Source organism: Pseudoclavibacter sp. JAI123, assembly GCF_013409665.1.
Classification (GTDB): domain Bacteria; phylum Actinomycetota; class Actinomycetes; order Actinomycetales; family Microbacteriaceae; genus Pseudoclavibacter.
Genome location: NZ_JACCCM010000001.1, coordinates 1,796,965 through 1,820,057, shown reverse-complemented (window position 1 = coordinate 1,820,057; position 23,093 = coordinate 1,796,965). Strand labels below are relative to the sequence as shown.

Sequence of the window (23,093 nt, the reverse complement as noted above, 5' to 3'; positions counted from 1 at the left end):
GACCCTGGCAGAGGACGGCTCGACCGCGGGCACCGATCTGCGTCACCAGGGCTTGTCGTACAGCGAATCACCCTCTGTCTCGCCGCGCTCCTGGTCGAGCTCGTCCTGTCGGTCCTGCTGATTCTCCTGCAGCTGCTCTTCGAGCTCGGTCATCTCCGGTGACTGCGTCGATTCCGGGGGCTCCTCCCCCTCGTTCGGCTCCTGCGCCTCCGACTGCTGCTGCAGCTTCTGCTGGATGCGTTCGCTCGATTCGACCGTCGGGGGCTCGAATTCGGTGGACGCGCAACTCGGGTCGCGGGCATCCAGGACTGCGAGCGCCTCCTGCCAGAGCGCCACCGCCCCTGCGGTGTCGTCCGCGGCCAGTCGCGCATCGCCCTGGCGCTCGATCGTGATGGCGAGATTCGCGCGGATCGGGCACTGCTGCGGAGGCTCGGCCATGGGCAGGGCCGCTTCGAGCTCGGTGCGCGCCTCGTCGAGCAGCCCCAGCTGGAGCATCGACGTGCCCGTGTTGTACGGGGCTTTCCAGCTCTCGAGGATGTTCACGAACTTCTGCTGCTGCGCGGAGTTCATGCTCCCCTCGTACTCGGAGTCGGCGTAGAGCGACACCGTGCGGTCGGCGATGATCGACATGCTGATCAGCTTCGTCGCGAACGCGGCCGCCAGGAGCGCGAACGGGATGCTGAAGAGGATGAACCTGCGCCTGCGCTTCGCGGCGACGGCGGCCACCGGCAGGGTACCGCCCGACTTCTTCCGGCGAGGACTCATGCCGTTCCTCCCCTTGCTCTGCTGAGCTCGATCGAGTGCTTCACGGACTCCCAGACGTCTCGGAGCAGCAGGAGGAACGCGGCCGCCGCGAGGATCCAGTACACCTCGAACGCCGTCTCCGCGCTGCCGCCGGTCTGCGTCACCCTCGTGCCGTCGACCTCCGCGGGCACCACTTCGGTGCCAGGCTCGCGCACCTCGAGCGGCAGCGCGAGGTCGTCCGCGATGGTCTGCAGAGCCGCCGTGTCGATGACGGAGCGAGCCTGCTGGCCCTGTCCGTCGAGGATGTAGCTCGGCTCGTCCGCCGCGAGCGTGCCAGCAGTCGCCTTCATGGGCCCGCCCTCCTCAGTGCCATAGCCGAGCACGGCGCCCCCGGCCAGATAGCCCGCGACAGCGCTGAACGACTCCGGCTCCGTCTCGGCTGTCTGCTCACCGTCGCCCAGGTAGTACACGAGCCTCGCGCGCTCCGGCTCGGCCTCGGCTGCCGCTTCCAGCACATCCCGGACCAGCGGCTCTGCGATGGAGATGGAGCTGCCACGGGAGTACTGGGTGACCTCCGGACGCAGCGTCTGCAGCAGAGCGTCGAGCGCGGTCGTGTCGGCGGTGAACGGCAGCCGCTGGACGGCGGCGGCGTCGAAGGTCACGAGTCCGAACCTGGCACCCTCGTGCGCGGCCGTCAGCGCTGAGATGTCCGCTTTCACGCCGTCGAGCCGCGGTGCACCGTCCCAGTCCTCTGCGACCATGCTCGCCGTCGTGTCGACCACGAAGAGCACGTCAACCTCGCTCTGGAGGTTCGGTGCCGGAGCGCTGCCGATGCCGGGGCGGAACGCGGCGACCACGATCAGCGCACAGGCGGCGAGGCGCAGGACCCAGTTGACGCGCCGTCGGCGATCGGATGCCCTGACAAGCGCGAAGACGCAGAAGCCGAGCAGGACCATGCCGACGAGCGCAAGGAGCGCCGGGGGAAGTATGGGATTCCAGGTCATAGTCGGAGCCTCCAGGCCAGCACGACGTAGATGGATGCGAAGACGAGCATCAGCACGAGCCACACGTTCGGCCGGTCGGTGACGAGCAGCTGGGGCTGGCCGACCATGAGCGAGGTCTGCTCGCTCGTGATCTGATCGACGATGCCGGACACGCTGGCCGGGTCGGTGAGCTTGAAGTAGCTGCCATCCGCCTGCAGGATCGTCGTCCGGAACTGGTCCGCGAACGCATCCTCGAACTGGTTGGCATCAAGCGCGTAGATGGTGATCCCCCGCTCCTCCGTGTACTCGGCGGCCTCCGGGAACGAGACGAGCGGGTCGCCGTTCACCGCGTTGTCCGTCGCGAAGATGATGGACCGGGACCTTCCGTCGTCGGCGGCCGGATCGTACTCGCCGAAGGTCATCGCGCAGGAGGCAAGGCCATCGCCGACGAGGGACGCACCTGCAGCGCCCTGCGTGCCCTGGGCGAACGAGTACTCGCTGTTGGACCCGCCCGAGGCTGACTCCATCTCATCCCGCACCTGCTGCAGCTGGGTCTCGACGAACGCGTAGTCGTCCGTCAGCGGGAACAGCTGCACCGCCGTCGCATCCCACAGCATGAGCGACATGCGCTCCCCGTCGAACCCGGGGAGCATCTCGAGGTACCTGTCGAGCACCTCGACGTCGTAGTCGACCATGGAGCCCGAGATATCGAGGCAGAGCACGATGTCGCGGTTGAACTTCTCCGGCGACTCGACACGCTGGTACACCCAGCGGCCGGCCGCGACGCTCGTCACGGCGAGGAGGATCGTGAGCACGACCCCGACCGCGGTCATGAGACTCGAGTATCGGAGCAACGCTCGCCGATACGCCGGGAGCCTCGTGAGGCGCCTGGAGTTGGCGACGGGAATCGCGCCGGACTGCCCACGCTTGCGGGCGCGCCACCAGGCGATGGCCGCGACGGCCGCCGCCACTGCGATCAGCGACAGACTGACCCACCACATCGCTATCGCCATGTCGCGATCACCTCCCGCGCAGCCGCGATCCCGGCCGCTGTGCCGCTCGGATCGTGCGCCCCGAAGACCATGGGGTAGTACTGGCCGACCGTGTGCGAGACCCCCCGGAGCTCGGTGCGCCTCAAGTCGGTGAGCGTCATCTTGTCCGCCGGAACAGTCGAGACGGCAGCGACGAAACCACGCACGAGCACGCTCAGCTCAGCGTGAGCACGTCGTGGCGTCAGCTCGCCGGCCGCCGCACGACGGGCAACCTCGTCCACGCGCTCGAGATACTCCTGCTGCAGCGCGTGGACTGGCGGTCTCGCGGCCGGGAGCACCGGGGCGGCCTTCGGCGGGCGCGGTCGCGTCAGGAAGACCACGAGGAAGTAGTACGCGACGATGGACGCCAAGATCAGGAACCCGAGAACCAGCCAGAACTGCGCGTAGTCGATGACGGGAACGACGGTTCCCTCCGGCGGTTGGACATCAGCGACGAACATTCATCCTCGCCTTCAAGAGCGCCAGGAGCGTCGGCGCGACCTGCTGCTCGCTCGCGATCTCCGCGTACGAGACCGCGTTCGCCTCGAACGTCCGCTCCATGTCGAGCGCTCGCTTCTGCTCCGCGTACTCGAACTCGCGCTCGAGGAGCCTGTCCCCGCCGAAGAGGCTCGGCATCGCCCAGTTCCCTTCCACGTCGAAGGCCAGCTCGCCGCGGGCGCCCCGCTGATGGGGTTCGGCATCCGTGATCTGGAGCCAGACGATCTCGTGCTGAGCCGCGAGCCGACGCACGAGAGCAGCACGTTCCTCGTCCCAGTCGAACTCGTCCGCGATGACGACGAGCAGCGCACGGTGCCTCACCGTGAGCCGGACTCGGTCGAGGACCGCGTTCATGTCACTGGTCGCCGTCTCGAGTCCAACCGAGTCGTAGACCGCGTGGAGCATCCGCTCGAGCGCGGACGACGTGCTGCGGAACGGGAGCTGCCTGATGCCCTCGGAGCTGCCCGTCACGAGGCCGACTTCATCACCATGCCGAATGGCGAGATACCCGAGAACACCCAGGGCCGTGACGAGCACCTCTCGCTTCGGCTCGCCGCTCGCCGAGATCGCCGCCATGTTGCGGCCACCATCGACGGCGAAGAGCACACGGTGGCGCCGCTCGGCGACGTAGCGCTTCACGAGCGGCTGCCCAGTTCGCGCGCTCGCCTTCCAGTCGATGTCCTTGATCTCGTCTCCCGCCACGTACTCGCGGAGGTCATCGAAATCCATGCTCCGACCACGCAGATGCGAGGCGTACTGGCCGTCGAGCAGGTGCAGCACGCGCCTTCGCGCGTGCAGGAACATCTTCGACTTGACCTTCGCCAGAAGGGGGCGTTCGCTCGACATGGTCACGGAGTACGAACAGCCCCGAGCACCGCGTCGATGATCTGCTCGACGCGGACACCCGTCGCATCCGCCTCGAAGCCGAGGATGATGCGGTGGCGCAGGATGCGGTGCGCCAGCCGGCGAACGTCCTCCGGCACGACATGGTCGCGGCCCTGCAGAAGCGCGACTGCCCTGGCGCCCTTGGCGAAGTTGATCGAGGCGCGCGGCGACGCGCCGACCTCGACGAGCCGTGCCAGCTCCGGGCCGATGTACTCCCCGGCGTGACGCGTCACGTAGACGAGCCCGACGATGTACTCCGTGATCGCCTTGTCGACGTACACCCGCGACGTCAGCTCCTGCAGCCTCGTCACATCCTGCAGCCCCACCGCGGCTGGTTCCCCGTGCTCGAAGACGCCCTCGTCGATGCGCCGCAGGATCTCGGCCTCCTCCGCGGGGTTCGGGTACTCGAGCACGTCCTTGAGCATGAAGCGGTCGAGCTGCGCCTCAGGCAGCACGTACGTGCCTTCCTGCTCGATTGGGTTCTGCGTGGCGATCACGAGGAACGGATCCGGCAGCGGGTACAGCGTGCCGCCGATCGTGGTCTGGCGCTCCTGCATCGCCTCGAGCATCGCGGACTGCGTCTTCGCGCTCGAGCGGTTGATCTCGTCGAGCAGGACGAAGTTCGCATGCACGGGCCCGAGCTGAGTCGAGAAACGGTGCTCCGCCGCATCGTAGATCTGTGTGCCGACGATGTCTGACGGCAGGAGGTCCGGCGTGCACTGGATGCGGCTGAACGACCCACGGACCGACTGGGCGAGCGTCTGGGCGGCCGTCGTCTTCGCGAGGCCGGGAACGGACTCGAGGAGGACATGCCCGCCCGACATGAGCCCGACGAGCAGTGTCTCGCGCAGCTGCGTCTGGCCGACGACCTTGTGTGCGAAGGCTTGCGAGACGGCCCCGATGGCACGCCCCGCCTCCTGGAGCTCCTGCTGGCTGAGCTTGAGCTGCTGACCGCCGACAATCGTCACGGATCCTTCTTCCTGCGGCTGGACACACCTGCCGACTCTTCTGATCTCGTCTGGGGCATTTCAGTGATTCGCAAGGGAAAGCGTAGTGACACCGTGCGGCACTCGCGTTCAGCCTCCCGCGAGTCTCGCGCGAGCGACTATGGAAAGAGCCGAATCGGATTGACGATGTCGACATAGATGAAGAGTGCGCTCATCGCCATGATGCATCCGGCGATGACGAGGGTGACGGGGAGGAGCTTCGCCGTGTCGAACGGACCGGGATCGGGGCGACCGAACAGCTTGGCCAGCCGGCGGCGGACACCATCGATGAGCGCGGCGAGCACATGCCCGCCGTCGAGCGGCGGCAGCGGGACGAGGTTGATGACGCCGAGGGCGATGTTGACGGATGCGACCAGCTGCACGATGGTCGCGACCCGATCGACGACGGGGATGCTGCTCTCAGCCGCCACCTCGCCCGTGATCCGTCCGACCCCGACAACGCTCATCGGACCGTTCGGGTCGCGCTCGGCGCCCCCGAAGCCGGCGTTCCACATCTCGACGATGCGCTCGGGGATCGTGATCAGGAAGTTGCCGACGGCGCGCACATTGGCCTCGGCCATCGTGAACGCGTAGAGCGGCGACTGCCTGACGCGCTCCTGCGTGGGCGTGATGCCGACGAACCCGACCTCTTGCGTCACGAACGAGCCGTCCGCAGCCTCGACGCGCGCTCCCGTCAGCTCGTCGAGCTCGTAGACGGTGTTGACGCGTGGGGTGAGCTCCACCTCCAGCTGCTGCCCCGCGCGATCGACCCCCACGGAGATCGGCTCCCCCGGGCTCACGCGGATCGTCTCCTGGAGGAGGTCCCAGCTGTCGGTGGCGGTGCCGTCAACGCTGGTGATCCTGTCGCCGGGGAGGAGGCCGGCCTCGAAGGCCGGTGCCGGCGTCTCGCACGTTTCCCCTGGTTCTGGCGCCACCGAGCCGGCGGGGACCACGCACTCGTAGACCGTGCCGACCGTCGTCGACGGCTGGTACAGGCCGAATCCGGAGCAGACGATCATGAACCCGAGGATCGCGATGACGAAGTTCATGGCTGGTCCCCCGACCATGATGACGATGCGCTTCCACACGGGGAGCGCAGAATACGTGCGCGACTCCTCCCCTGGAGCCACTCCTTCCGCGGACGCCAGCCTGGCATCGTCGATCATGCTCGACATGAACCCGGTCCCACCTGTGCGTGCGGCCTGGCCAGCCTTGGCAGGCGGGTACATGCCGATCATGGCGACGTAGCCGCCGAGCGGGATGGCCTTCACGCCGTACTCCGTCTCACCCCGCTTGCGCGAGAAGAGCGTCGGCCCGAACCCCACCATGTACTGCGTGACACGCACTCCGAAGCGCTTGGCCGGGACGAGGTGGCCGACTTCGTGGAGCGCGACAGACGCGGCGAGGCCGATGACTGCGGCCAGGACGCCGACGATGAAGAGCAAGACTGATTCCACGGGGGTCAAGCGTAGACCTGCCTTGTCGCTCGCATGCTGTCGATCTGCCTTGCCCGCCGGGCCGCCCGCGTACCGGCGGTGCGAGTCCCCCACCGCGTAGGCTTGCCCGATCATGAGCGAAGCATCAACGCTGCACGCTGCAGCCGCCGTCGAACTCGCCGTTGTCGTCCGCTCAGGGTTCATCGAATCCCGGCACGTCGGCGCTGCGGTCCTGACCAACCCGGACGCTACGATCCGAGCCGAGCTGGGAGACGGGCATCAGCCCGTGTTCCCACGCTCGACCCTCAAGCTCTTCCAAGCGCAGACCGCGCTGACGCTCGGCGCGCAGCTGACCGACGAGCAGACGGCGATCGCCTGCGGCAGCCACTCCGGATCTCCAGACCACGTCGCACACGTGCGGGAGATCCTGCACGCCAGCGGGCTCGACGACCGGGCGCTCGCCTGCCCCGCCTCCTGGCCCCGAGATCGTGCATCCAGAGACGCGCTCGTACGCGCCGGCGAGGCATCCTCCCCCGTGTACATGGAGTGCAGCGGCAAGCACGCTGCGATGCTGGCGGCCTGCGTCGCCCAGGGGTGGCCGACGGAGGGGTACCTGGCGGCAGATCATCCGCTCCAGGTGGCTATCAAGGACACGGTCGAGCGCATGACCAGGGAGCGCCCGAGCGCGGTCGGTGTCGACGGATGCGGCGCGCCGGTCTTCGCCGTGAGCCTCGTCGGTCTCGCGGCGGCGGCGAGCCGGCTCGCCACGGCGAGTCCGTCTTCCCCGTTTCCGCTCTTCAAAGCTGCCGCCGCGGTGTGGCGCTCCGTGCTCTCCAACGGCTGGCTTCTCGAGGGCCACGGGCGCCCGAACTCCCTCGTCATCTCCGAGCTCGGTGTCCTCGCGAAGTCCGGCGCTGAAGGTGTCCTCATCCTCGCCTCGCCGGACGGCACCGCTGTCGCGATGAAGATGCTCGACGGCTCCAGTCGTGGAACGACGCTCGTGGGACTGCAGCTGCTCGTTGCCGCCGGTGCCGTCGATGTGGGCCGAGTGCAGCAGCTGCTGCCGCGGCTTGGGCTCGAGGTCATGGGCGGTGGCGTCCTCGTCGGCGAGATCATGGTCGGCAGCGGAGTTCCGACGAGCCTCTAGGCACTGCTGAGGGACCTCTCCTCGTTCGACCAGCGGATGCGTTCCATCGTGCCTCGACCGTGGCGGAGCACAGCGCTGCGCGACGCGTCGACGACCAGCGGTGGCAGAGGATCGCCTCTGAGGAGCGACCGGTGCTCTCCGGGGGTCACACCGGACAGCAGCACGCGGTGCTCGGCGGAGAGCCTCGCCAGGACCCCGAAGCGACCTTGCCACGTCTCGACGTCGCCGATGACGGCTCGCTGAACGCTCCGCGGCTCCGAGCCGCCCCGCTCGGGGTGGCCACGAGTCACGGTTGTCGCCGCGCACCAGTCCGCGAGATCCGTGCACACGAACCCCCTTGCCTCGAGGAGGCGCCGCATCGTGGCGGGCTGCCGCGCCACCACGAGCAGCTCTCGGTCGGTCTCTCCGTGCACCGGAGCGAGCCGATCCGTCGCAGCCTCGGCGTCGCGATCGCGGTTGCTGATCGGCCGGGACGCCTGTGCGACCTGACAGGCTCTCCCCCGCCAGACCGCCCGGCCGGCTGGGGCATCCGCGTCGTGCTCCGAAGCCTGCCCGCCCGCCATGACGTACGCGCTGCGGTCACCGCCGACCAGGCGGAGCGTCTGGGCGGCGGAGGCGACAAGCGCGGCTGTCCCGCCCGTCACCCGACTCAGCGAGAACGCAACAGCCGGTGAGCAGGATGCGGAGGCCTTGATGAGGCGCACGAGGTGCTCGGTCATGGCGGTGCGGTGCGGCTCCTCCACCCCGGCGAGGAGCGCATCGATGTCATCGACGACCAGCAAGCCCGGGCTCGACGCGAGGTCTGCGGCGCACAGCTGGTCCCAGGCGGACTCAGGGTCCGACGACAGGACGGTGATCCGCCCGACGGCAGAGTCGGACCGCTCGCCGGACGCCTCGACGAGCACCGTGAGGCAGCCGGTCTTGCCGGTTCGAGGCCCGCCGATGACGGCCATCGCGCCGAGACCTGCATCAAAGCGAGCCGGTCGCTGCTCGCGAGCGTCCGTGTCGTCGCTCAGCCCGAATGCGAGGCCCGGACCGTCCTCCGCGATCGCGGCAAGCGCGATCCGCGAGGGAAGGGCAGGGAGCCACGGCCGCTGCGGCGGCAGATGACCGAGGTGAGCTTCACGTTCGACGGCCGCCAGGACGAGGCCCGCCACGGCCAGTCGCTCACGCTGCCGCACCTGGACTTCGACGATCCGGCTGTCGCGCACGACCAGGGCGAGCCCGGGTGAGTCGGCCGGCAGGCGCGCGGCGGACGCGGTGCCGATCAGCGCGGTGCTGTCCGCGTCCGCGACCACGCGGAGGCAGATGCGAATGCTGCAGTTGGCCAGCGTCGTCCCACGGACCGCGATCGCAGGCTGCTGGGAGCACAGGACGAGGTGCATCCCGAGGCTCCTCCCCCTCGATGAGATGTCCGCGAACACGGAATGCAGCGCGGCACCGGCGTCCACAAGCGCCTGGTACTCGTCGACGATGACGACCAACCGTGCGAGGCCGGGCAGCTGGCCGATGTGGGTCGCACCGGCAGCTCGGAGCGCACGTTCACGCTCGCGGAGCTCGGCGCGCAGGCTGATCGCCGCCCGTTGCGCCTCGGCAGCATCCAAGTCGGTCACGATCCCCACACAGTGCGGGAGCTCGGCCAGTGGGTCGAACGTCGCGCCGCCCTTGAAGTCGAAGCACAGCACCTGTACCTCGCGAGTGGACCTCGATTCTGTCAGCGCCAGCACCCAGGTCACGAGCAGCTCGCTCTTCCCCGAACCGGTCGTGCCCCCGATGACCGCGTGCGGGCCGTCGGTGACGAGGTCGATGCCGAACAGCGCGGTGCCGTGCGTGCCGAGCTCGGCGAACAGGCCGGCGCCTTCCAACCTCACTGGCTGGGCCCCGCCTCGGCTCGTGATCGAAGCGGCACGTCGCAGTTCTCCGGCGTCCTTGCCGTCGACGCCCGCCTGACCAGCCTCGTCGGAACGGCTCGGACCGGACGCGCGCAGCTGCTCCGCCGTCATGAACCTGGGCCGCAGCGTGACGCGACTGCCGTTCTCGAGCACGACGCTCGCGGCCGACGCGCTCTGCACATGGACGCGAACCGGCGCCGCGTTCGACGATTCGATATCTCGGCCTTCTGAGAGAACGAGGAGCAACCCGCCCTCGGCGACCTGCGCGTCGCCCCACCTCCACGGGCGGCCAAGCGTGGACAGTTCCTGAGCCAAGAGTGCCCCCGGAACGCCAGCACAGATGCGGACCTCGCCCGCGCACGCCGCATGCTGGACGAGCAGCGCGCGCCCTGCCGCGAGCACCAGGCTGGGACTCCCGGTTATCTCGAACGTCGCACCGCCTCCGAAGACGGGAGCGTCGTCGAGCGTGAGGACGTGATCGAGACGTGAACGCACGTCTTCGGGGAGGTGGCGCAGCTCTCCGGACATGGGGACGCGCAGGCGCACCGAGCCGGATCCGAGGCAGAAGCGCTCCTGGGCTTGCAGGCGAGGTGCCGCCCGAGCGGTGCAGGTCTCCGCAGCGAGGGCCTCCAGCCTCCGCAGCTCGTCCGCGGCGAGCGACCGAGCCTGCTGGATGCACGCGTCGAGTTCGCGGTCGAACATGGCCTGCGCGCGCGTCTGCTGGGCGCTCGCCTGACGTCTCGACTCCGCGTAGCTGGCCACCGCCATGACGGGACCGAGCAGGGCGAACGCAAGCATCGCGGGTGACCCCAGAAGCAGCCAGAGCAGGATCGCAACGACGACCGGAGCCGAGGCCATGATGATGGGAAACGCCACCACTCTCGCATCGGCGACGGGCGACGGCAGGCACAGGACGGGCTCGATCAGCCGGGGCCGCGCCTGCTCGTCCGGCGGCCCGTCACTCCGCTCAGTCGTCACGTCCTGCAGCGGCGGCTTCCGGCTCATCCGACCACTGTTCGACAACGGCGAGCCAGGGTGGAACCACGCACCGTTCGACGAGCCAGGCGACACTCGAGGCAAGCGGATCGTCCGCGCTGACGCCGAGGGCTCTCTTCGCGAAGGCCGCCGCGGCGCTCGAACGCCCCGAGGCCCATTCGAGCCAGCTCATGCTGGCAAGGAGCACGGGTTCATCGTCGAGGTCGACGAGCTCGGCGAGACGTCGGAGGATCGCGGCGGCTTGGCGAACACGTCTGCGGGAGAACTCGGGCAAGGGTCGGTGCACGTCCTCCTCGCCCATCACCGTGCTCCAGACCGGCGCCAGCGAGAGCAGGTCGCTGTGGGCGCCGAACCCGATCGTCACGAGGAGGAGTTCCGAGGTGTGGCGACCTCGGAGCGTACAGAGCAGATGTGCGAGTTCCGCGTCTGCCGGAGCAGCGCGGAACGTGTCAGGCGCGAAGGCCGCAAGCCACCGCTGCCGCATCGATGGCAGGTCATCCTCGCCGTCGTGGTGCTGCCAGTGTCGCTCATCCTCCTCCGCAAATCGAAGCCTCCTGGTCACGGACGCGGGCGTGATCAGCGACTCGTCCCCCGGCTTTGCCGTAGCCTGCACCCACTCCTCCTGCGAGCCCAGCGCGCGCGGGCCGATGTCACAGCAGTCGACGTCGTCGCATCCGTAGACACCCCAGGCGTCAGCAGCTCGGCAGATGCAGGCAGCCACCTCGATTCCCGCGCGGTCTGCCGCTGCGACGAGCTCCTCGGCAACCACGGAGAAGGGGGGCCGCGGCCCGGACCCGAAGGGCAGGTCCGGGCACAGGACGAAGACGACTCGCTCGATGCTTCTCAGGTGCGAGAGGTGACCGATCACCGCGTTCGCGTACGGGGCCGCACCCGCCGAAGATGGCTCCGGCACCTCCGGCAAGTCGAAGCGAAGGACCACGCCTCCCCGTTTCCCGCTGAGCGGTATGGCGACAAGGGAGCCGACGGGTGAGTAGCCGAGGAGACGAGGCACGGCGTCGAGGATCTGCTTCGGCGTGCTGAGGCGAATCTGTTGCATGCCCAGACGCTAGGCCTCACGTCAACGGCGCGGTTCCGTGGCGGCCTCGCCTGTGGACAGCGCGAAACTCACGCGTCTGTGACGACGAAGTGAACGCAGCAGACGACGACGTGAAAGAAGCACGGCACGCGGAAGAATATCCGCGTGCCGTGCTTCGGGGCTGGACGACGCCGCGTCCAGTGCGCTGTCAGTGCTGAGCCGGGGGCTGCTGACCGTAGGGCTGCTGGTTCTCGGGGGCCCGGCCAAGCGGCGGCTGCTGAACGGGAGGCTGCCCGTACGGCTGCTGCGTCGGTGCCTGGCCGTACGGCGGCTGCCCATACGGCTGCTGCGCCGGGGCCTGACTATAGGGCTGCTGGCCGTTGGGCTGGGCCGGGGCCTGACCATAGGGCTGCTGGCCGTTGGGCTGGGCCGGGGCCTGACCATACGGCTGGGCGGGAGTCTGTCCGTAGCCCGACTGCACCGGTGCCTGTCCGTATGCCTGCCCCTGGGCCCCAGGCGCGTAGCCGACTGCGCCCTGCTGCTGGCCGTACTGGCCCCCGAGGTTCATGAGTGCCGGGTTCCAACGCGAGCTGTCGAAGCCGATGATGGCGAGCCACACGATAGGGAGGAAGATGTAGAGCAGCACCCAGACGCCGCTCTTGCCGAAGCCAAGACCGATGCGGTAGGCGGCGATCGCCATGAGGACGACGAGCGCGATGTTGACGCCGGGGATGAAGCCGACGAGGACCCACCAACCGGGGAAGCCCGCGGCCTCGACGAATGTCCACGAGTTGTAGACCGGAACCCAGGCCTTCCAGGCCTCGATGCCCATCTTCGTGAACACCTTGGACATGATCCACGCGGTGAGCGCGTACGCGCCGAGCACGATGACGAGCCACAGGAGGATCCCGAGGGCGCCGATACCGGCAGCAGCCTGATCGCCGTAAGCGATGATTTCCATTGAGGAGTCACTTTCTGATATTCAGTCGACGTCTGCGTCGAGCGCGGGGAGTGCGCATGAGCCAGAAATCGCAGACATGGTACAAAGTAGCGGCGTTTCAACGACTTTGTCGATGGGGAGCGCTCCCCTGCGCGCCTGGCGTCGGAAGCGCTGCTGCCTGTGGCGGTGGGCTCAGAGGCCTTCCGGCACGATCAGCCGCGCGGCGCCCGGTCCTGTTGGTTCGAGTTCCCAACCGGCCTCGCGGCAGAAGTCCGCCAGCTCTTCCGCATCCTGCAGCGCCGCCGCCCGGTCGGGCTGCGACGAGGCGCGCGTGATGAGACCGCGGGTGAAGAGGCCCTTGCCTCGCTTGTTGAAGTGGTTGAGTGAGCGCACGGCGCCGTCGGCGGACCTCGAGACGACGTCGATGGACACATGCTGCTGAGCGGCTTCGACGGGCCCGAGCGCTGAATACGCCTTTGATCGAAGGTCCACCACAAGACCTCTATGCGCCGACAGCGCCTGGCTCGCCGCTGGAGCCCACCGGCGTGCGGCCGCGACACCGCCGAGCCGTGACGCCGCAGAGAGCCGGTAGGCGGGGATGCCTTCTCCCCCGCCGACGAGCCCGAACAGGGCGGAGTGAACCGCCACGTGGTGCGCCGCCCAGCTCAGCTGGGACGCCGTCAGGGTCGGGGCGTCGAGGGCGTCGTAGAGCACACCTGTATACCGGAGCAGCGCTGGCATGCGAGGGGCTGAGCGGAGCGTGCGGTTCCTGTTGAGTTCGATCTCCGCTTGCTTCTCGGAGATCTTGAGCACCTTGCGGGCTGTCTCGCGGTCGTGGGAGAGGCTGTGCAGCTCGCTGACGACGAGCTCACGCGTCGCCGCGAATGTCTCCGACCAGCTGAGCCCGCCTGCTTCCGGGCTCTCGACCAATTCGCCCGTGAACGCAGCGTTGCCGCCGTCCCGTTTGGTTTCGGACGGCGGCAACAGCAGCAGGAGACCTTCGGTCACTCCCCGGAGACGAGTTCAGCCTCGCCGGCGACGACCGTGACGACGTCGCTGTTCACCGAGAGGAAGCCGCCCTCGGCGTTGGCGACGATCTTCGATCCGTCGGAAGCCGTGATGCGAACCTGTCCGGCACCCAGGGCAGCGAGCACAGGCTCGTGGCCGGAGAGGATTCCGATCTCGCCCTCGGAGGTGCGAGCGACGACCATGGTCGCGCTGCCTTCCCAGACGAGCTTGGTTGCTTCGACGACCTTGACGGTCAGTTCGCCTTTGCCTGCCATGACTATGCGTTGTCCTTCTGCATCTGCGCCCACTTCTCTTCGACGTCGTTGATTCCACCGACGTTGAAGAAGGCCTGCTCGGCGACGTGGTCGAAGTCACCCTTGGCGATGGCGTCGAACGACTCGATGGTCTCCTTGAGCGGAACCGTCGAACCCTCGACACCCGTGAACTTCTTCGCCATGTAGGTGTTCTGCGAGAGGAACTGCTGGATGCGGCGAGCGCGGGAGACGGTGATCTTGTCTTCCTCGGAGAGCTCGTCGACACCGAGGATCGCGATGATCTCCTGCAGTTCCTTGTTCTTCTGGAGGATCTGCTTGACCTCGGTCGCGACCCGGTAGTGGTCGGCGCCCAGGTAACGGGGGTCGAGGATGCGGCTCGTCGACGTGAGCGGGTCGATGGCCGGGTAGAGGCCCTTCGAGGCGATCTCTCGCGAGAGCTCCGTCGTGGCGTCGAGGTGGGCGAACGTCGTCGCGGGGGCCGGGTCGGTGTAGTCGTCAGCAGGCACGTAGATGGCCTGGAGCGACGTGATCGAGTGGCCACGCGTCGACGTGATGCGCTCCTGGAGCACACCCATCTCGTCGGCGAGGTTGGGCTGGTATCCAACGGCGGACGGCATGCGGCCGAGCAGCGTGGAGACCTCGGAACCGGCCTGCGTGAAGCGGAAGATGTTGTCGATGAAAAGCAGCACGTCCTGCTTCTGCACGTCGCGGAAATACTCAGCCATGGTGAGGGCCGAGAGCGCGACGCGGAGTCGAGTTCCCGGCGGCTCGTCCATCTGGCCGAACACAAGCGCGGTCTTGTCGAAGACGCCTGCTTCTTCCATCTCGTAGATGAGGTCGTTGCCCTCACGCGTGCGCTCCCCGACACCGGCGAACACCGAGACGCCGCCGTGGTCCTGTGCGACGCGCTGGATCATCTCCTGGATGAGGACGGTCTTGCCGACACCGGCTCCACCGAAGAGGCCGATCTTTCCACCCTGGACGTACGGGGTGAGCAGGTCAATGCTCTTGATGCCGGTCTCGAAGAGCTCGGTCTTCGACTCGAGCTGGTCGAAGGCCGGGGGCTCGCGGTGGATGGGCCAGCGCTCGGTGATCTCGTAGGGCTCGGAGATCATCGTCTCGTTGAGCACTTCACCGGTGACGCTGAAGACCTTGCCCTTGGTGACGTCGCCGACGGGCACCGAGATGGGGGCTCCCGTGTCGCGGACTTCCTGGCCGCGGACGAGTCCGTCGGTCGGCTTGAGCGCGATGGCGCGGACGAGGTCGTCGCCGAGGTGCTGTGCGACCTCGAGCGTGAGCTTGAGCGACTGGTCGCCGAGGCTGACCTCGGTCTCGAGCGCGTGGTAGATGCCTGGGATGGCGTCATGCGGGAACTCGATGTCGACAACGGGACCCGTGACACGGGCGATCCGGCCGACACCGGCCGGAGCCTTCGTGTCTTCCCTGTCGGAGACGATGTGCGTCGTCATGTCTTGTCCTTTTCTTGCGTGTTCGCGCGGTTATGCGGTTGCGAGCGCGTCCGCGCCGCCCACGATCTCGGAAATCTGCTGCGTGATCTCTGCCTGGCGCGCGTTGTTCGCGAGCCTGGTGTAGTCGCGCACCAGGGTGTCTGCGTTGTCGGAAGCCGCGCTCATCGCGCGCTGACGGGCAGCGTGCTCGGATGCGGCGGAGTGCAGCATGGCGTTGAAGAGGCGCGCCTGGATGTAGTCGGGAAGCAGTGCGTGGAGCACCGTCTCCGCATCCGGCTCGAACTCGTACAGCGGGAGCAGCGGGGCCTCTTCCGCGACGTCGTCGCTTTCGACGACCTCGAGCGGCAGGAGCCGTACGACGGTCGGCGTCTGCGTGACCATCGACTGGAACCGGTTGTAGACGTAGTGGATCTCCTCCACGCCGCCTTCTTCGAACGGAATCGTGAACCGTTCGACCAGTGCCTCGCCGAGCTCCTTCGCGGTCTGGAAGACCGGGAGGTCCGTCGAGCCCGTCCACTGCTTCTCGCTTGCGCGCTTGCGGAAGGCGAAGTAGCCGACCGCCTTGCGCCCGATGAGGTAGTGGACGACTTCCTTGCCCTCTGATTCGAGGAGGTTCGTGAGGCCTTCGGCCTCGCGAAGCACGCTCGAGGAGAAGGCTCCGTTGAGGCCTCGGTCGCTCGTGAAGACGACGACCGCGACACGGCGGACCTCTTCACGCTCGGTGACGAGGATGTGATCGATGTCCGTGTAGCTGGCCACTGCCGAGACTGCCTCGGTGATGGCCTGCGCGTACGGGTTCGACTCGGCCATGCGTTTCCGCGCCTTGGTGATGCGCGAAGTGGCGATCAGCTCCATGGCGCGGGTGACCTTCTTCATCGTCTGGGCAGACTTGATCTTCTGCCGGTAGACCCGAAGTTGTGCTCCCATGCTTCTCCTGTGCTCGTCGTCGAAGTCGTCGAGGGCGCCTAGCGGCGCTTCTTGACGATCTTCTCCTGCTCGATCTCGTCAGCGGCGACCTGTTCGGCGCTTGCGACGAGCGGAGTTCCGTCGTTCTTGAGGTACGTCTTCACGAAGGCGTCGACACCGTCGGCCATGGCCTTCAGCGTTTCGTCTTCGAGCTTCCCGCTGTCGCGGAGGAGGCTGAGGACGTCGGTGTTGCGCTCGAGGTACTCGAGGAGCTCGCGCTCGAAGCGGAGCACCTCGTCGACCGGGACGAGGTCGAGCTTGCCGTTGGTTCCGGCCCAGATCGCGACGACCTGCTGCTCGACGGGGTACGGCGAGTACTGCGGCTGCTTGAGGAGCTCGGTGAGGCGTGCGCCACGCTCGAGCTGCTTGCGCGTCGTCGCGTCGAGGTCGGACGCGAACATCGCGAAGGCCTGCTGCGAACGGTACTGGGCGAGCTCAAGCTTGAGCGTTCCCGAGACCTTCTTGATGTGCTTCTGCTGTGCGTCGCCACCGACTCGCGAGACGGAGATTCCGACGTCGACCGCAGGACGCTGGTTGGCGTTGAAGAGGTCGGACTGGAGGAAGATCTGGCCGTCGGTGATCGAGATCACGTTGGTCGGGATGTACGCGGAGACGTCGTTGGCCTTCGTCTCGATGATCGGAAGACCGGTCATCGAGCCTGCACCCATCGCGTCGGAGAGCTTCGCGCAACGCTCGAGCAGACGGGAGTGCAGGTAGAACACGTCACCCGGGTAGGCCTCGCGGCCCGGCGGGCGGCGCAGGAGGAGCGAGACGGCGCGGTAAGCCTCAGCCTGCTTCGACAGGTCGTCGAAGACGATGAGGACGTGCTTGCCCTCGTACATCCACTGCTGGCCGATGGCCGAGCCGGTGTACGGAGCGAGGTACTTGAAGCCTGCAGGGTCGGATGCGGGAGACGCGACGATCGTCGTGTACTCCATTGCTCCGGCGTCTTCCAGCGCGCCCTTGACGGAGGCGATGGTCGAGCCCTTCTGGCCGACGGCGACGTAGATGCAGCGAACCTGCTTGTTGACGTCGCCCGACTCCCAGTTGGCCTTCTGGTTGATGATGGCGTCGATCGCGATGGCCGTCTTGCCGGTCTGGCGGTCGCCGATGATCAGCTGTCGCTGGCCACGGCCGACGGGGATCATCGCGTCGATGGCCTTGATGCCGGTCTCGAGTGGCTCGTGCACCGACTTGCGGTCCATGACGCCTGGAGCCTGGAGCTCGAGGGCGCGGCGACCGGACGTCGCGATCTCGCCGAGTCCGTCGATCGCGTTCCCGAGCGGGTCGACGACGCGGCCGAGGTAGCCGTCGCCGACTGGGACGGAGAGGACCTCGCCGGTGCGGCGGACTTCCATGCCCTCGACGATGCCCTGGAACTCGCCGAGGACGATGACGCCGATGCTGCTCTCGTCGAGGTTCTGGGCCAGACCGAGCGTCCCGTCGGCGAAGGTGATGAGCTCGTTGGCCATGACGCCAGGGAGACCCTCGACGTGCGCGATGCCGTCCGAGGCGTCAACCACGGTGCCGACCTCGGTCGCCGTGGCGCCTTCCGGACGGTATGAGGAAGCGAACTGCTGAAGCGCGTCGCGGATCTCATCCGGATTGATTGTGAGTTCTGACATGTTCTTCCCTTGTCGTCCGGGGCCTCGCCCCGAGAGTTTCAGTGCGTGAGGCTCAGGCGAGCTGCAGGCGGAGGTTGTTGAGTCGAGCGGCGACGCTGTCGTCGATCACGTCATCGCCAAGCTGCACGCGCAGGCCGCCGATGATCTTCGGGTCGATGACCGTCGTGACGGAGACGCGTCGGTTGAAGCGACGCGTCAGTCCCGCCTCGAGCTTCGCAAGCTGCTCGGGGGCGAGCGGACTCGCCACCGTGACCGTTGCGACCGAGCGGCCTGCCTGGTCGGCAACCACTTCGCCAGCCCACGTGAGGAGGCGGCGCGTGCGGCGACCGAGCGGGTTGCCCACGAGCTCACGGAGGATCAGCAGGCTTGGCGCGCTGATCTTGCCCGCGAAGAGGCGTTCGATGAGCTGCGACTTGACAGCCGAGTCTCCGAGGCGCGACCCGAGCGTGAGCTCGAGCTCCGGGTTGGCGCTGATCGTGTCAGCGACCGTGGTGAGCTCGCCGGCGATCGCCGACTGCTCTCCTGCGGTCTGGGCCGTGGCACGGACTGCGAGTTCCTGCAGGCCGAGCGCGAACTCATGGTTGCTCGACCAGGTCTGGCTGACAGCGTCCTGGAGGAGCTGCAGCGCACGCGGGCCGAGGTGCGATCCGAAGACCTTCCCTGCGAGCTCGCGCCTGGCGCTGACGTCGGCGGCGGGGTTGGACAGTGCTGCGAGGAGGTGCTGGTTGGCGCCCGCCGCGTTGACCGCCGCGAACACCTGCTCAGCATCTCCAAGCTCTGCCTGGCCCCAGCCGTCGACGCTGTTCTTGAGGGCTGCCAGTGCGTGTCTGGTCGCGCTTCCCATCAGCTGTGCGTTCCTGCCTTCTGGTCGTTGTCGAGGTCGCTCAGGAACCGGTCGACGTAGGCCGTCGAACGGCTGTCCTCGCGCAGGCTCTCACCGACGACGCCGGAGGCGAGGTCGAGTGCGAGCGTGCCCACCTCGGCGCGGAGCGAGACGATCGCCGTCTGGCGCTCCGCCTCGATCTGCGCCTTTGCGGAAGCGGTCATCCGGTCGAGCTCAGCCTGCGTCTCGGCCTTCTTCTGGACCTTGATCTGGTCTGCGTCGACGCGAGCCTGCTCGCGGATCTCCGCGGCTTCGGTTCGCGCGGCGGCGAGAAGCTTCTCGTTCTCGTCGCGCTTGGCAGCGGCCTCGGCCTGAGCGATCTCCGCCTTGCGGATGCCGCCCTCGATCTGCGCTTCGCGCTCGTCGAGAACCTTGCGGAGTGCCGGGATGGCGAACTTCCAGAAGAAGAATCCGAGCACAACGAAGACGACCAACGACCAGACAATGTCATACGTAGCGGGAAGGAGGACGTTGCCGCCCTCTTCCGCTGCGAGCGTCGACGTTGCCGCCGACAGTACGAAGGTGCTCATGTGCGGACCCGCTTACTGGAAGATGAAGAACGTTGCGACGCCGATGAAGGCGAGCAGCTCGGTGAAGGCGATACCGAGGAACATGGTGACCTGGAGGCGGCCAGCCATCTCGGGCTGACGTGCCATGGCCTCGACGGTCTTGCCGGCGACGATACCGATGCCGATGCCGGGGCCGATTGCAGAGAGGCCGTAGCCGACGGTAGCGATGTTGCCGGAGATCTCGGCGAGCGTGGTGGTTTCCACAGGGGTTTCCTTCCGTATGGGTGGTGAAGCAGGTTGCTTCGCGTGAGTCAGGTGGGTCTTAGTGGCTCTTGGCGGCGGCCTGCTGGATGAAGACCGCGGTCAGGAGGGTGAATACGAAGGCCTGGAGGACCGACGCGAGGATCTCGACGAGCGTCATGACGAAGCCGCCAAGGAGCGTGGGGATGCCGAACAGCATGTCGAGGGGGCCGCCTGGGCCGTTCATCGAGTACTGGATGACGAAGAAGTTCGTCGCGCTGAACGTCAGGACGAGCAGGAGGTGGCCGACCATCATGTTGAGGAAGAGTCGCAGGGCGAGCGACACGGGGCGCACGATGAAGATGTTGATGAACTCGATCGGCGTCAGGAGGATGTACATCGGCCACGGCACACCGCTCGGGAAGAGCGCGTTCTTGAAGAACGTTCCGGGCCCGGCCTCGCGGAAGCCCGCGTAGATGAAGGCGATGTACGAGACGACGGCCAGCACGAGCGGCATGCCGATGAGCGCGGTTCCGGCGATGTTCAGGCCGGGGATGATGCCGGTGATGTTCATCGCGAAGATGCCGAAGAACATGGCGGAGAGCAGCGGCAGGTACTTATGGCCGAGCTTCTCTCCGAGGATGCCGTCCGCGATCTGCGACTTCACGAAGCCGATGGCGATCTCAGCGAGCGACTGTCCCTTGCCCGGGATGACCTTCGGGCTGCGCAGTGCGAGCCAGAAGAGGAGCAGGAGGATCGCGATCGCGAAGAGCCGCACGAGGATGATGCGGTTCAGCTCGAAGGGGGTGCCGGCGAACGCCACTGCCTCGAGGAAGAACTCGTGGTCAAGCGACGGCGGGTGGAAGATGCTGTTGTCCTCCGCGGCAGCGATGAAAACTGGCAGATTCAGGGCTGAGGCGAACAGAGCACTCTCCTGTCTCGGGGCGCAGCTGTCTTTGCTGCGCTTCGATGAGTTCGGGCGGGTGAGCACACGAGAAGGACCCCTTCTCGGCGCACCTGGATCAGCCTATCAAGAAATCCCCAGGCAGGAGTGCAGTTCGGGCCTCCAGAGCCAACTTTTCTACTATTTGTCGTCGCCGGGCAGGCGCACGTCGCTGACGTTGCCCATCCGCCCGCGCACGACGCAGACGACGTCCACGATGACCGTCGCGATGACAGCCACGACGAGACACAGCCAGAGGGTGAAGAGGTGGACGATCGGCAGGTCCCTGATGAGGAAGAGCGCGCCGAGGAACACGATGAACTTGAGGATCCAGGCGCCGAGGATGGTCGCCATGAAGAAGATCTGATCGAGGTGCGAAGCCAGGATGACGGAGACGACCGTGATACCCGTGAAGAGCAGCGTGATGGCCGCGGCGAAGAGCGCGCTCCACAGGCCGTTGATCCCGACCGCGAAGAAGCCAGCGGCGCCGCCGATGACGGCGACCGCGATGGCGACCACGACGGACCACTTCAGGATGCTCTTGAAGATGGGCACGGAGGTGGGGGTCGTAGAGGAGTTCATGCGTCCATTCCGGATTCTGGTGCTGCCTTGAGCAGCGAGGCGTGTGCATCGGCGAGCTCGTCGTGGGCGTTCTCGCCCGGAGCCTTCTGCGCGTGGCGCTCCCTCGACTTGCGCCGGCTGAGCGGCGCGATCGTCACGAGCGTGCAGAGCACGAAGCCGACGACGACGAAGCCGATGACGAGGCCGATGGGGATCGAGATCAGATCGGCGGCGAACGCCATGAGCGCCCCCACCGAGACGACAGCCGTCCAGGAGTAGAAGACCACGACCGCCCAGCGCTGGGAGTGACCCATGTCGAGCAGGCGGTGGTGGAGGTGCTTCCTGTCGGCGGTGAAAGGCGATTTGCCCGCGCGCATCCGTCGGAACACTGCGAGGGAGAAGTCGAGCAGCGGCACGATCAGCACCGCGAACGGGATGATCATGGGCAGAAAGGCGGGCCAGAGCTCCGTGCGGCTGATCGTCTGCGGGTCGACTTCGCCCGTGACCGCGACAGCGCTGGCGGCCATGAGGAGCCCTACGAGCAGCGCTCCCCCATCCCCCATGAACATCTTCGACGGGTACCAGTTGAGGACCAGGAAGCCGAGGCAGATGCCGATCACGATCGCCGAGAGCAGCGCACCCATCGTGAAGCGCCCCGTCTGCCCCGCGAACTCGCTGAGCACGTAGCTGTAGACGAGGAACACGCCGTTCGCGATGATCGCGACTCCGGCCACGAGCCCGTCGAGCCCGTCGATGAAGTTGACGGCGTTCATCACCAGGACGACGGCGAGCACCGTGATGGCGATCGACATCCACTGGGAGCCGACCGTGATGCCCCCGATCGGGAGCGAGGTGATCGCGACGCCCTGCCAGGCGAGAAGGATGGCGGCGAGGATCTGGCCTGCGAGCTTCGTCATCCAATCGAGGTCGATGAAGTCGTCGATGACGCCGATCAGCACGATGAGGGACGCGGCGCCGACGAGGGCCCATACCCGTCCCGGCTGTTCGAAGACGAGTGAGAAGAACGGGATCTGCGAGGCCGCGGCGAGCGCGAGCAGCATGCCGACGAACATCGCGACGCCGCCGAGTCTCGGCTTGGGTGTCGTGTGGACGTCCCTGTCGCGGACAGGCGGGTACCACTTGTAGCGCATCGCGAGTCGCCAGACCACGTAGACGAGCACAAGCGTGACGAGCGCCGTGCCGACCACGAGGGCGAGGTAGATCCGCACGCTAGGACTCGTGCCCCGTCGACGGCTTCGGCTGCGCCGCGGGTGCGCTGGCCACCTGCTCCGGGTTCGCAGCGACGACTGCCGGCTGTGTTTCTCCTGCCGGCTCCGGCACGGTTGCCGGTTCCGCTTCGACTGCCGGTTCCGCCGCCGGGGCATCGACCGGCGCGAGCTTGTCTCCGAGCACCTCTTCGATGAGCTCGCGTGAAAGCGCTCCCTGTCGGACGATGCGCGCGGGTTCACCGCGCGTCAGCGGGGTCGCATCGACGATCGTGGAGGGCTCGCCTCCTGCCGGGCCACCGTCGAGGAACACACCGACGACCTCGCCGAGGGCATCAAGCGCCTCCTGCGCCGTCGTCGCCGCGGGCTCGCCGTGCTTGTTGGCGCTCGAGACGGCGAGCGGTCCGGTCTCCTTGAGCAGCTCGCGTGCGAGGCGGCTGTCGGGGATGCGCAGGGCGACCGTTCCGTTCGTCTCGCCGAGGTCCCACTGCAGCGAGCCCCTGGCCTGCAGGATGACGGTGAGGGGGCCCGGCGCGAAGCGCTCGAAGAGCTGCCGCGCGAGCGCGGGGACGTTCTCGGCGAGCGCGTCGAGCGTCTCGTGGTTCGCCACGAGCACCGGCGGCGGGGTCGCGCGTGTGCGCCCCTTGGCGTCCAGCAGACGCTGGACGGCAGATGCCGAGAAGGCATCGGCCGCGATGCCGTAGACCGTGTCGGTCGGCATGACGATGACCTCGCCGCTCGCGATGGCCGTGCGTGCCGCGCGGACCGCTGCCAGGAGGTCGAGTGAGTCTGTGGTGGCGTAGATCTGTCCCAT

The 23,093-nt window shown here is 67.4% G+C and carries 23 protein-coding genes; 1 reads left to right on the top strand and 22 read right to left on the bottom strand.

Annotated elements, in window-relative coordinates:
* Positions 1-42: 42 nt before the first annotated feature.
* The 7 genes from HDC34_RS08550 to HDC34_RS08520 form a co-directional block, all read right to left on the bottom strand.
* Entirely contained in the window at positions 43-765 is a 723-nt protein-coding gene (locus tag HDC34_RS08550) for a hypothetical protein (RefSeq protein WP_179556553.1), read from the bottom strand.
* Positions 762-1,748: a VWA domain-containing protein gene (locus HDC34_RS08545; protein WP_179556552.1), complete on the bottom strand. Its 987-nt coding sequence runs from the start codon at positions 1,746-1,748 to the stop codon at positions 762-764. Before HDC34_RS08545 ends, HDC34_RS08550 begins: the two co-directional genes overlap by 4 nt.
* Positions 1,745-2,740, bottom strand: coding sequence for a hypothetical protein (locus HDC34_RS08540; RefSeq protein WP_179556551.1), 996 nt, complete (start codon positions 2,738-2,740; stop codon positions 1,745-1,747). Before HDC34_RS08540 ends, HDC34_RS08545 begins: the two co-directional genes overlap by 4 nt.
* On the bottom strand, positions 2,731-3,219 hold the full coding sequence (locus HDC34_RS08535) for a hypothetical protein (protein WP_179556550.1): 489 nt from the start codon (positions 3,217-3,219) through the stop codon (positions 2,731-2,733). The genes HDC34_RS08540 and HDC34_RS08535 overlap by 10 nt, the downstream gene beginning before the upstream one ends.
* Positions 3,206-4,102 (bottom strand): DUF58 domain-containing protein, encoded by an 897-nt coding sequence (locus HDC34_RS08530; RefSeq protein ID WP_179556549.1) that lies wholly within the window; start codon positions 4,100-4,102, stop codon positions 3,206-3,208. The genes HDC34_RS08535 and HDC34_RS08530 overlap by 14 nt, the downstream gene beginning before the upstream one ends.
* A gap of 2 nt (positions 4,103-4,104) precedes the next feature.
* Positions 4,105-5,109, bottom strand: a complete 1,005-nt coding sequence (locus tag HDC34_RS08525) for an AAA family ATPase (RefSeq protein WP_371029531.1) — start codon at positions 5,107-5,109, stop codon at positions 4,105-4,107.
* A gap of 137 nt (positions 5,110-5,246) precedes the next feature.
* Complete coding sequence (locus HDC34_RS08520; RefSeq protein WP_308807290.1) at positions 5,247-6,584, bottom strand: site-2 protease family protein; 1,338 nt, start codon at positions 6,582-6,584, stop codon at positions 5,247-5,249.
* Positions 6,585-6,696: 112 nt separating this feature from the next.
* On the opposite strand from HDC34_RS08520, the gene HDC34_RS08515 reads away from it, so the two are divergent.
* Complete coding sequence (locus tag HDC34_RS08515) at positions 6,697-7,710, top strand: asparaginase (RefSeq protein ID WP_104312139.1); 1,014 nt, start codon at positions 6,697-6,699, stop codon at positions 7,708-7,710.
* Here HDC34_RS08515 and HDC34_RS08510 read toward each other — a convergent pair.
* From HDC34_RS08510 to HDC34_RS08440, 15 genes are all read right to left on the bottom strand, one after another.
* Positions 7,707-10,607, bottom strand: coding sequence for an FtsK/SpoIIIE domain-containing protein (locus HDC34_RS08510; RefSeq protein ID WP_179556547.1), 2,901 nt, complete (start codon positions 10,605-10,607; stop codon positions 7,707-7,709). The genes HDC34_RS08515 and HDC34_RS08510 overlap by 4 nt on opposite strands.
* The gene (locus tag HDC34_RS08505; protein WP_179556546.1) at positions 10,570-11,655 is read right to left on the bottom strand and encodes a DUF4192 family protein; all 1,086 of its coding nucleotides are present in this window, start codon (positions 11,653-11,655) and stop codon (positions 10,570-10,572) included. Before HDC34_RS08505 ends, HDC34_RS08510 begins: the two co-directional genes overlap by 38 nt.
* 187 nt (positions 11,656-11,842) lie before the next feature.
* On the bottom strand, positions 11,843-12,595 hold the full coding sequence (locus HDC34_RS18050; protein ID WP_179556545.1) for a DUF5684 domain-containing protein: 753 nt from the start codon (positions 12,593-12,595) through the stop codon (positions 11,843-11,845).
* A 171-nt stretch (positions 12,596-12,766) separates the two neighbouring features.
* Complete coding sequence (locus tag HDC34_RS08495) at positions 12,767-13,582, bottom strand: peroxide stress protein YaaA (protein WP_179556544.1); 816 nt, start codon at positions 13,580-13,582, stop codon at positions 12,767-12,769.
* Positions 13,579-13,857 carry a F0F1 ATP synthase subunit epsilon gene (locus HDC34_RS08490; protein WP_104253476.1) on the bottom strand — a complete coding sequence of 93 codons (279 nt, stop codon included), beginning with the start codon at positions 13,855-13,857 and terminating at the stop codon, positions 13,579-13,581. The genes HDC34_RS08495 and HDC34_RS08490 overlap by 4 nt, the downstream gene beginning before the upstream one ends.
* 2 nt (positions 13,858-13,859) lie before the next feature.
* A complete protein-coding gene (gene atpD / locus HDC34_RS08485; protein ID WP_104312145.1) occupies positions 13,860-15,326 on the bottom strand; it encodes a F0F1 ATP synthase subunit beta in 1,467 nt (488 codons plus the stop codon).
* 30 nt (positions 15,327-15,356) lie between these two features.
* The gene (locus HDC34_RS08480; protein ID WP_179556543.1) at positions 15,357-16,253 is read right to left on the bottom strand and encodes a F0F1 ATP synthase subunit gamma; all 897 of its coding nucleotides are present in this window, start codon (positions 16,251-16,253) and stop codon (positions 15,357-15,359) included.
* Between the two features lie 38 nt (positions 16,254-16,291).
* Positions 16,292-17,917, bottom strand: a complete 1,626-nt coding sequence (gene atpA, locus HDC34_RS08475) for a F0F1 ATP synthase subunit alpha (RefSeq protein WP_179556542.1) — start codon at positions 17,915-17,917, stop codon at positions 16,292-16,294.
* A gap of 52 nt (positions 17,918-17,969) precedes the next feature.
* Complete coding sequence (locus tag HDC34_RS08470; RefSeq protein WP_179556541.1) at positions 17,970-18,761, bottom strand: F0F1 ATP synthase subunit delta; 792 nt, start codon at positions 18,759-18,761, stop codon at positions 17,970-17,972.
* Positions 18,761-19,330 (bottom strand): F0F1 ATP synthase subunit B, encoded by a 570-nt coding sequence (locus HDC34_RS08465; RefSeq protein WP_104312149.1) that lies wholly within the window; start codon positions 19,328-19,330, stop codon positions 18,761-18,763. The genes HDC34_RS08470 and HDC34_RS08465 overlap by 1 nt, the downstream gene beginning before the upstream one ends.
* A gap of 12 nt (positions 19,331-19,342) precedes the next feature.
* Positions 19,343-19,573: an ATP synthase F0 subunit C gene (gene atpE, locus HDC34_RS08460; RefSeq protein WP_104241494.1), complete on the bottom strand. Its 231-nt coding sequence runs from the start codon at positions 19,571-19,573 to the stop codon at positions 19,343-19,345.
* Between the two features lie 58 nt (positions 19,574-19,631).
* Positions 19,632-20,459 (bottom strand): F0F1 ATP synthase subunit A, encoded by an 828-nt coding sequence (atpB, locus tag HDC34_RS08455; protein WP_104312599.1) that lies wholly within the window; start codon positions 20,457-20,459, stop codon positions 19,632-19,634.
* A gap of 174 nt (positions 20,460-20,633) precedes the next feature.
* Complete coding sequence (locus HDC34_RS08450) at positions 20,634-21,074, bottom strand: hypothetical protein (RefSeq protein ID WP_104312150.1); 441 nt, start codon at positions 21,072-21,074, stop codon at positions 20,634-20,636.
* Positions 21,071-22,282 carry an MraY family glycosyltransferase gene (locus HDC34_RS08445; RefSeq protein ID WP_104312151.1) on the bottom strand — a complete coding sequence of 404 codons (1,212 nt, stop codon included), beginning with the start codon at positions 22,280-22,282 and terminating at the stop codon, positions 21,071-21,073. Before HDC34_RS08445 ends, HDC34_RS08450 begins: the two co-directional genes overlap by 4 nt.
* A 1-nt stretch (position 22,283) precedes the next feature.
* The gene (locus HDC34_RS08440) at positions 22,284-23,093 is read right to left on the bottom strand and encodes an L-threonylcarbamoyladenylate synthase (RefSeq protein WP_179556540.1); all 810 of its coding nucleotides are present in this window, start codon (positions 23,091-23,093) and stop codon (positions 22,284-22,286) included.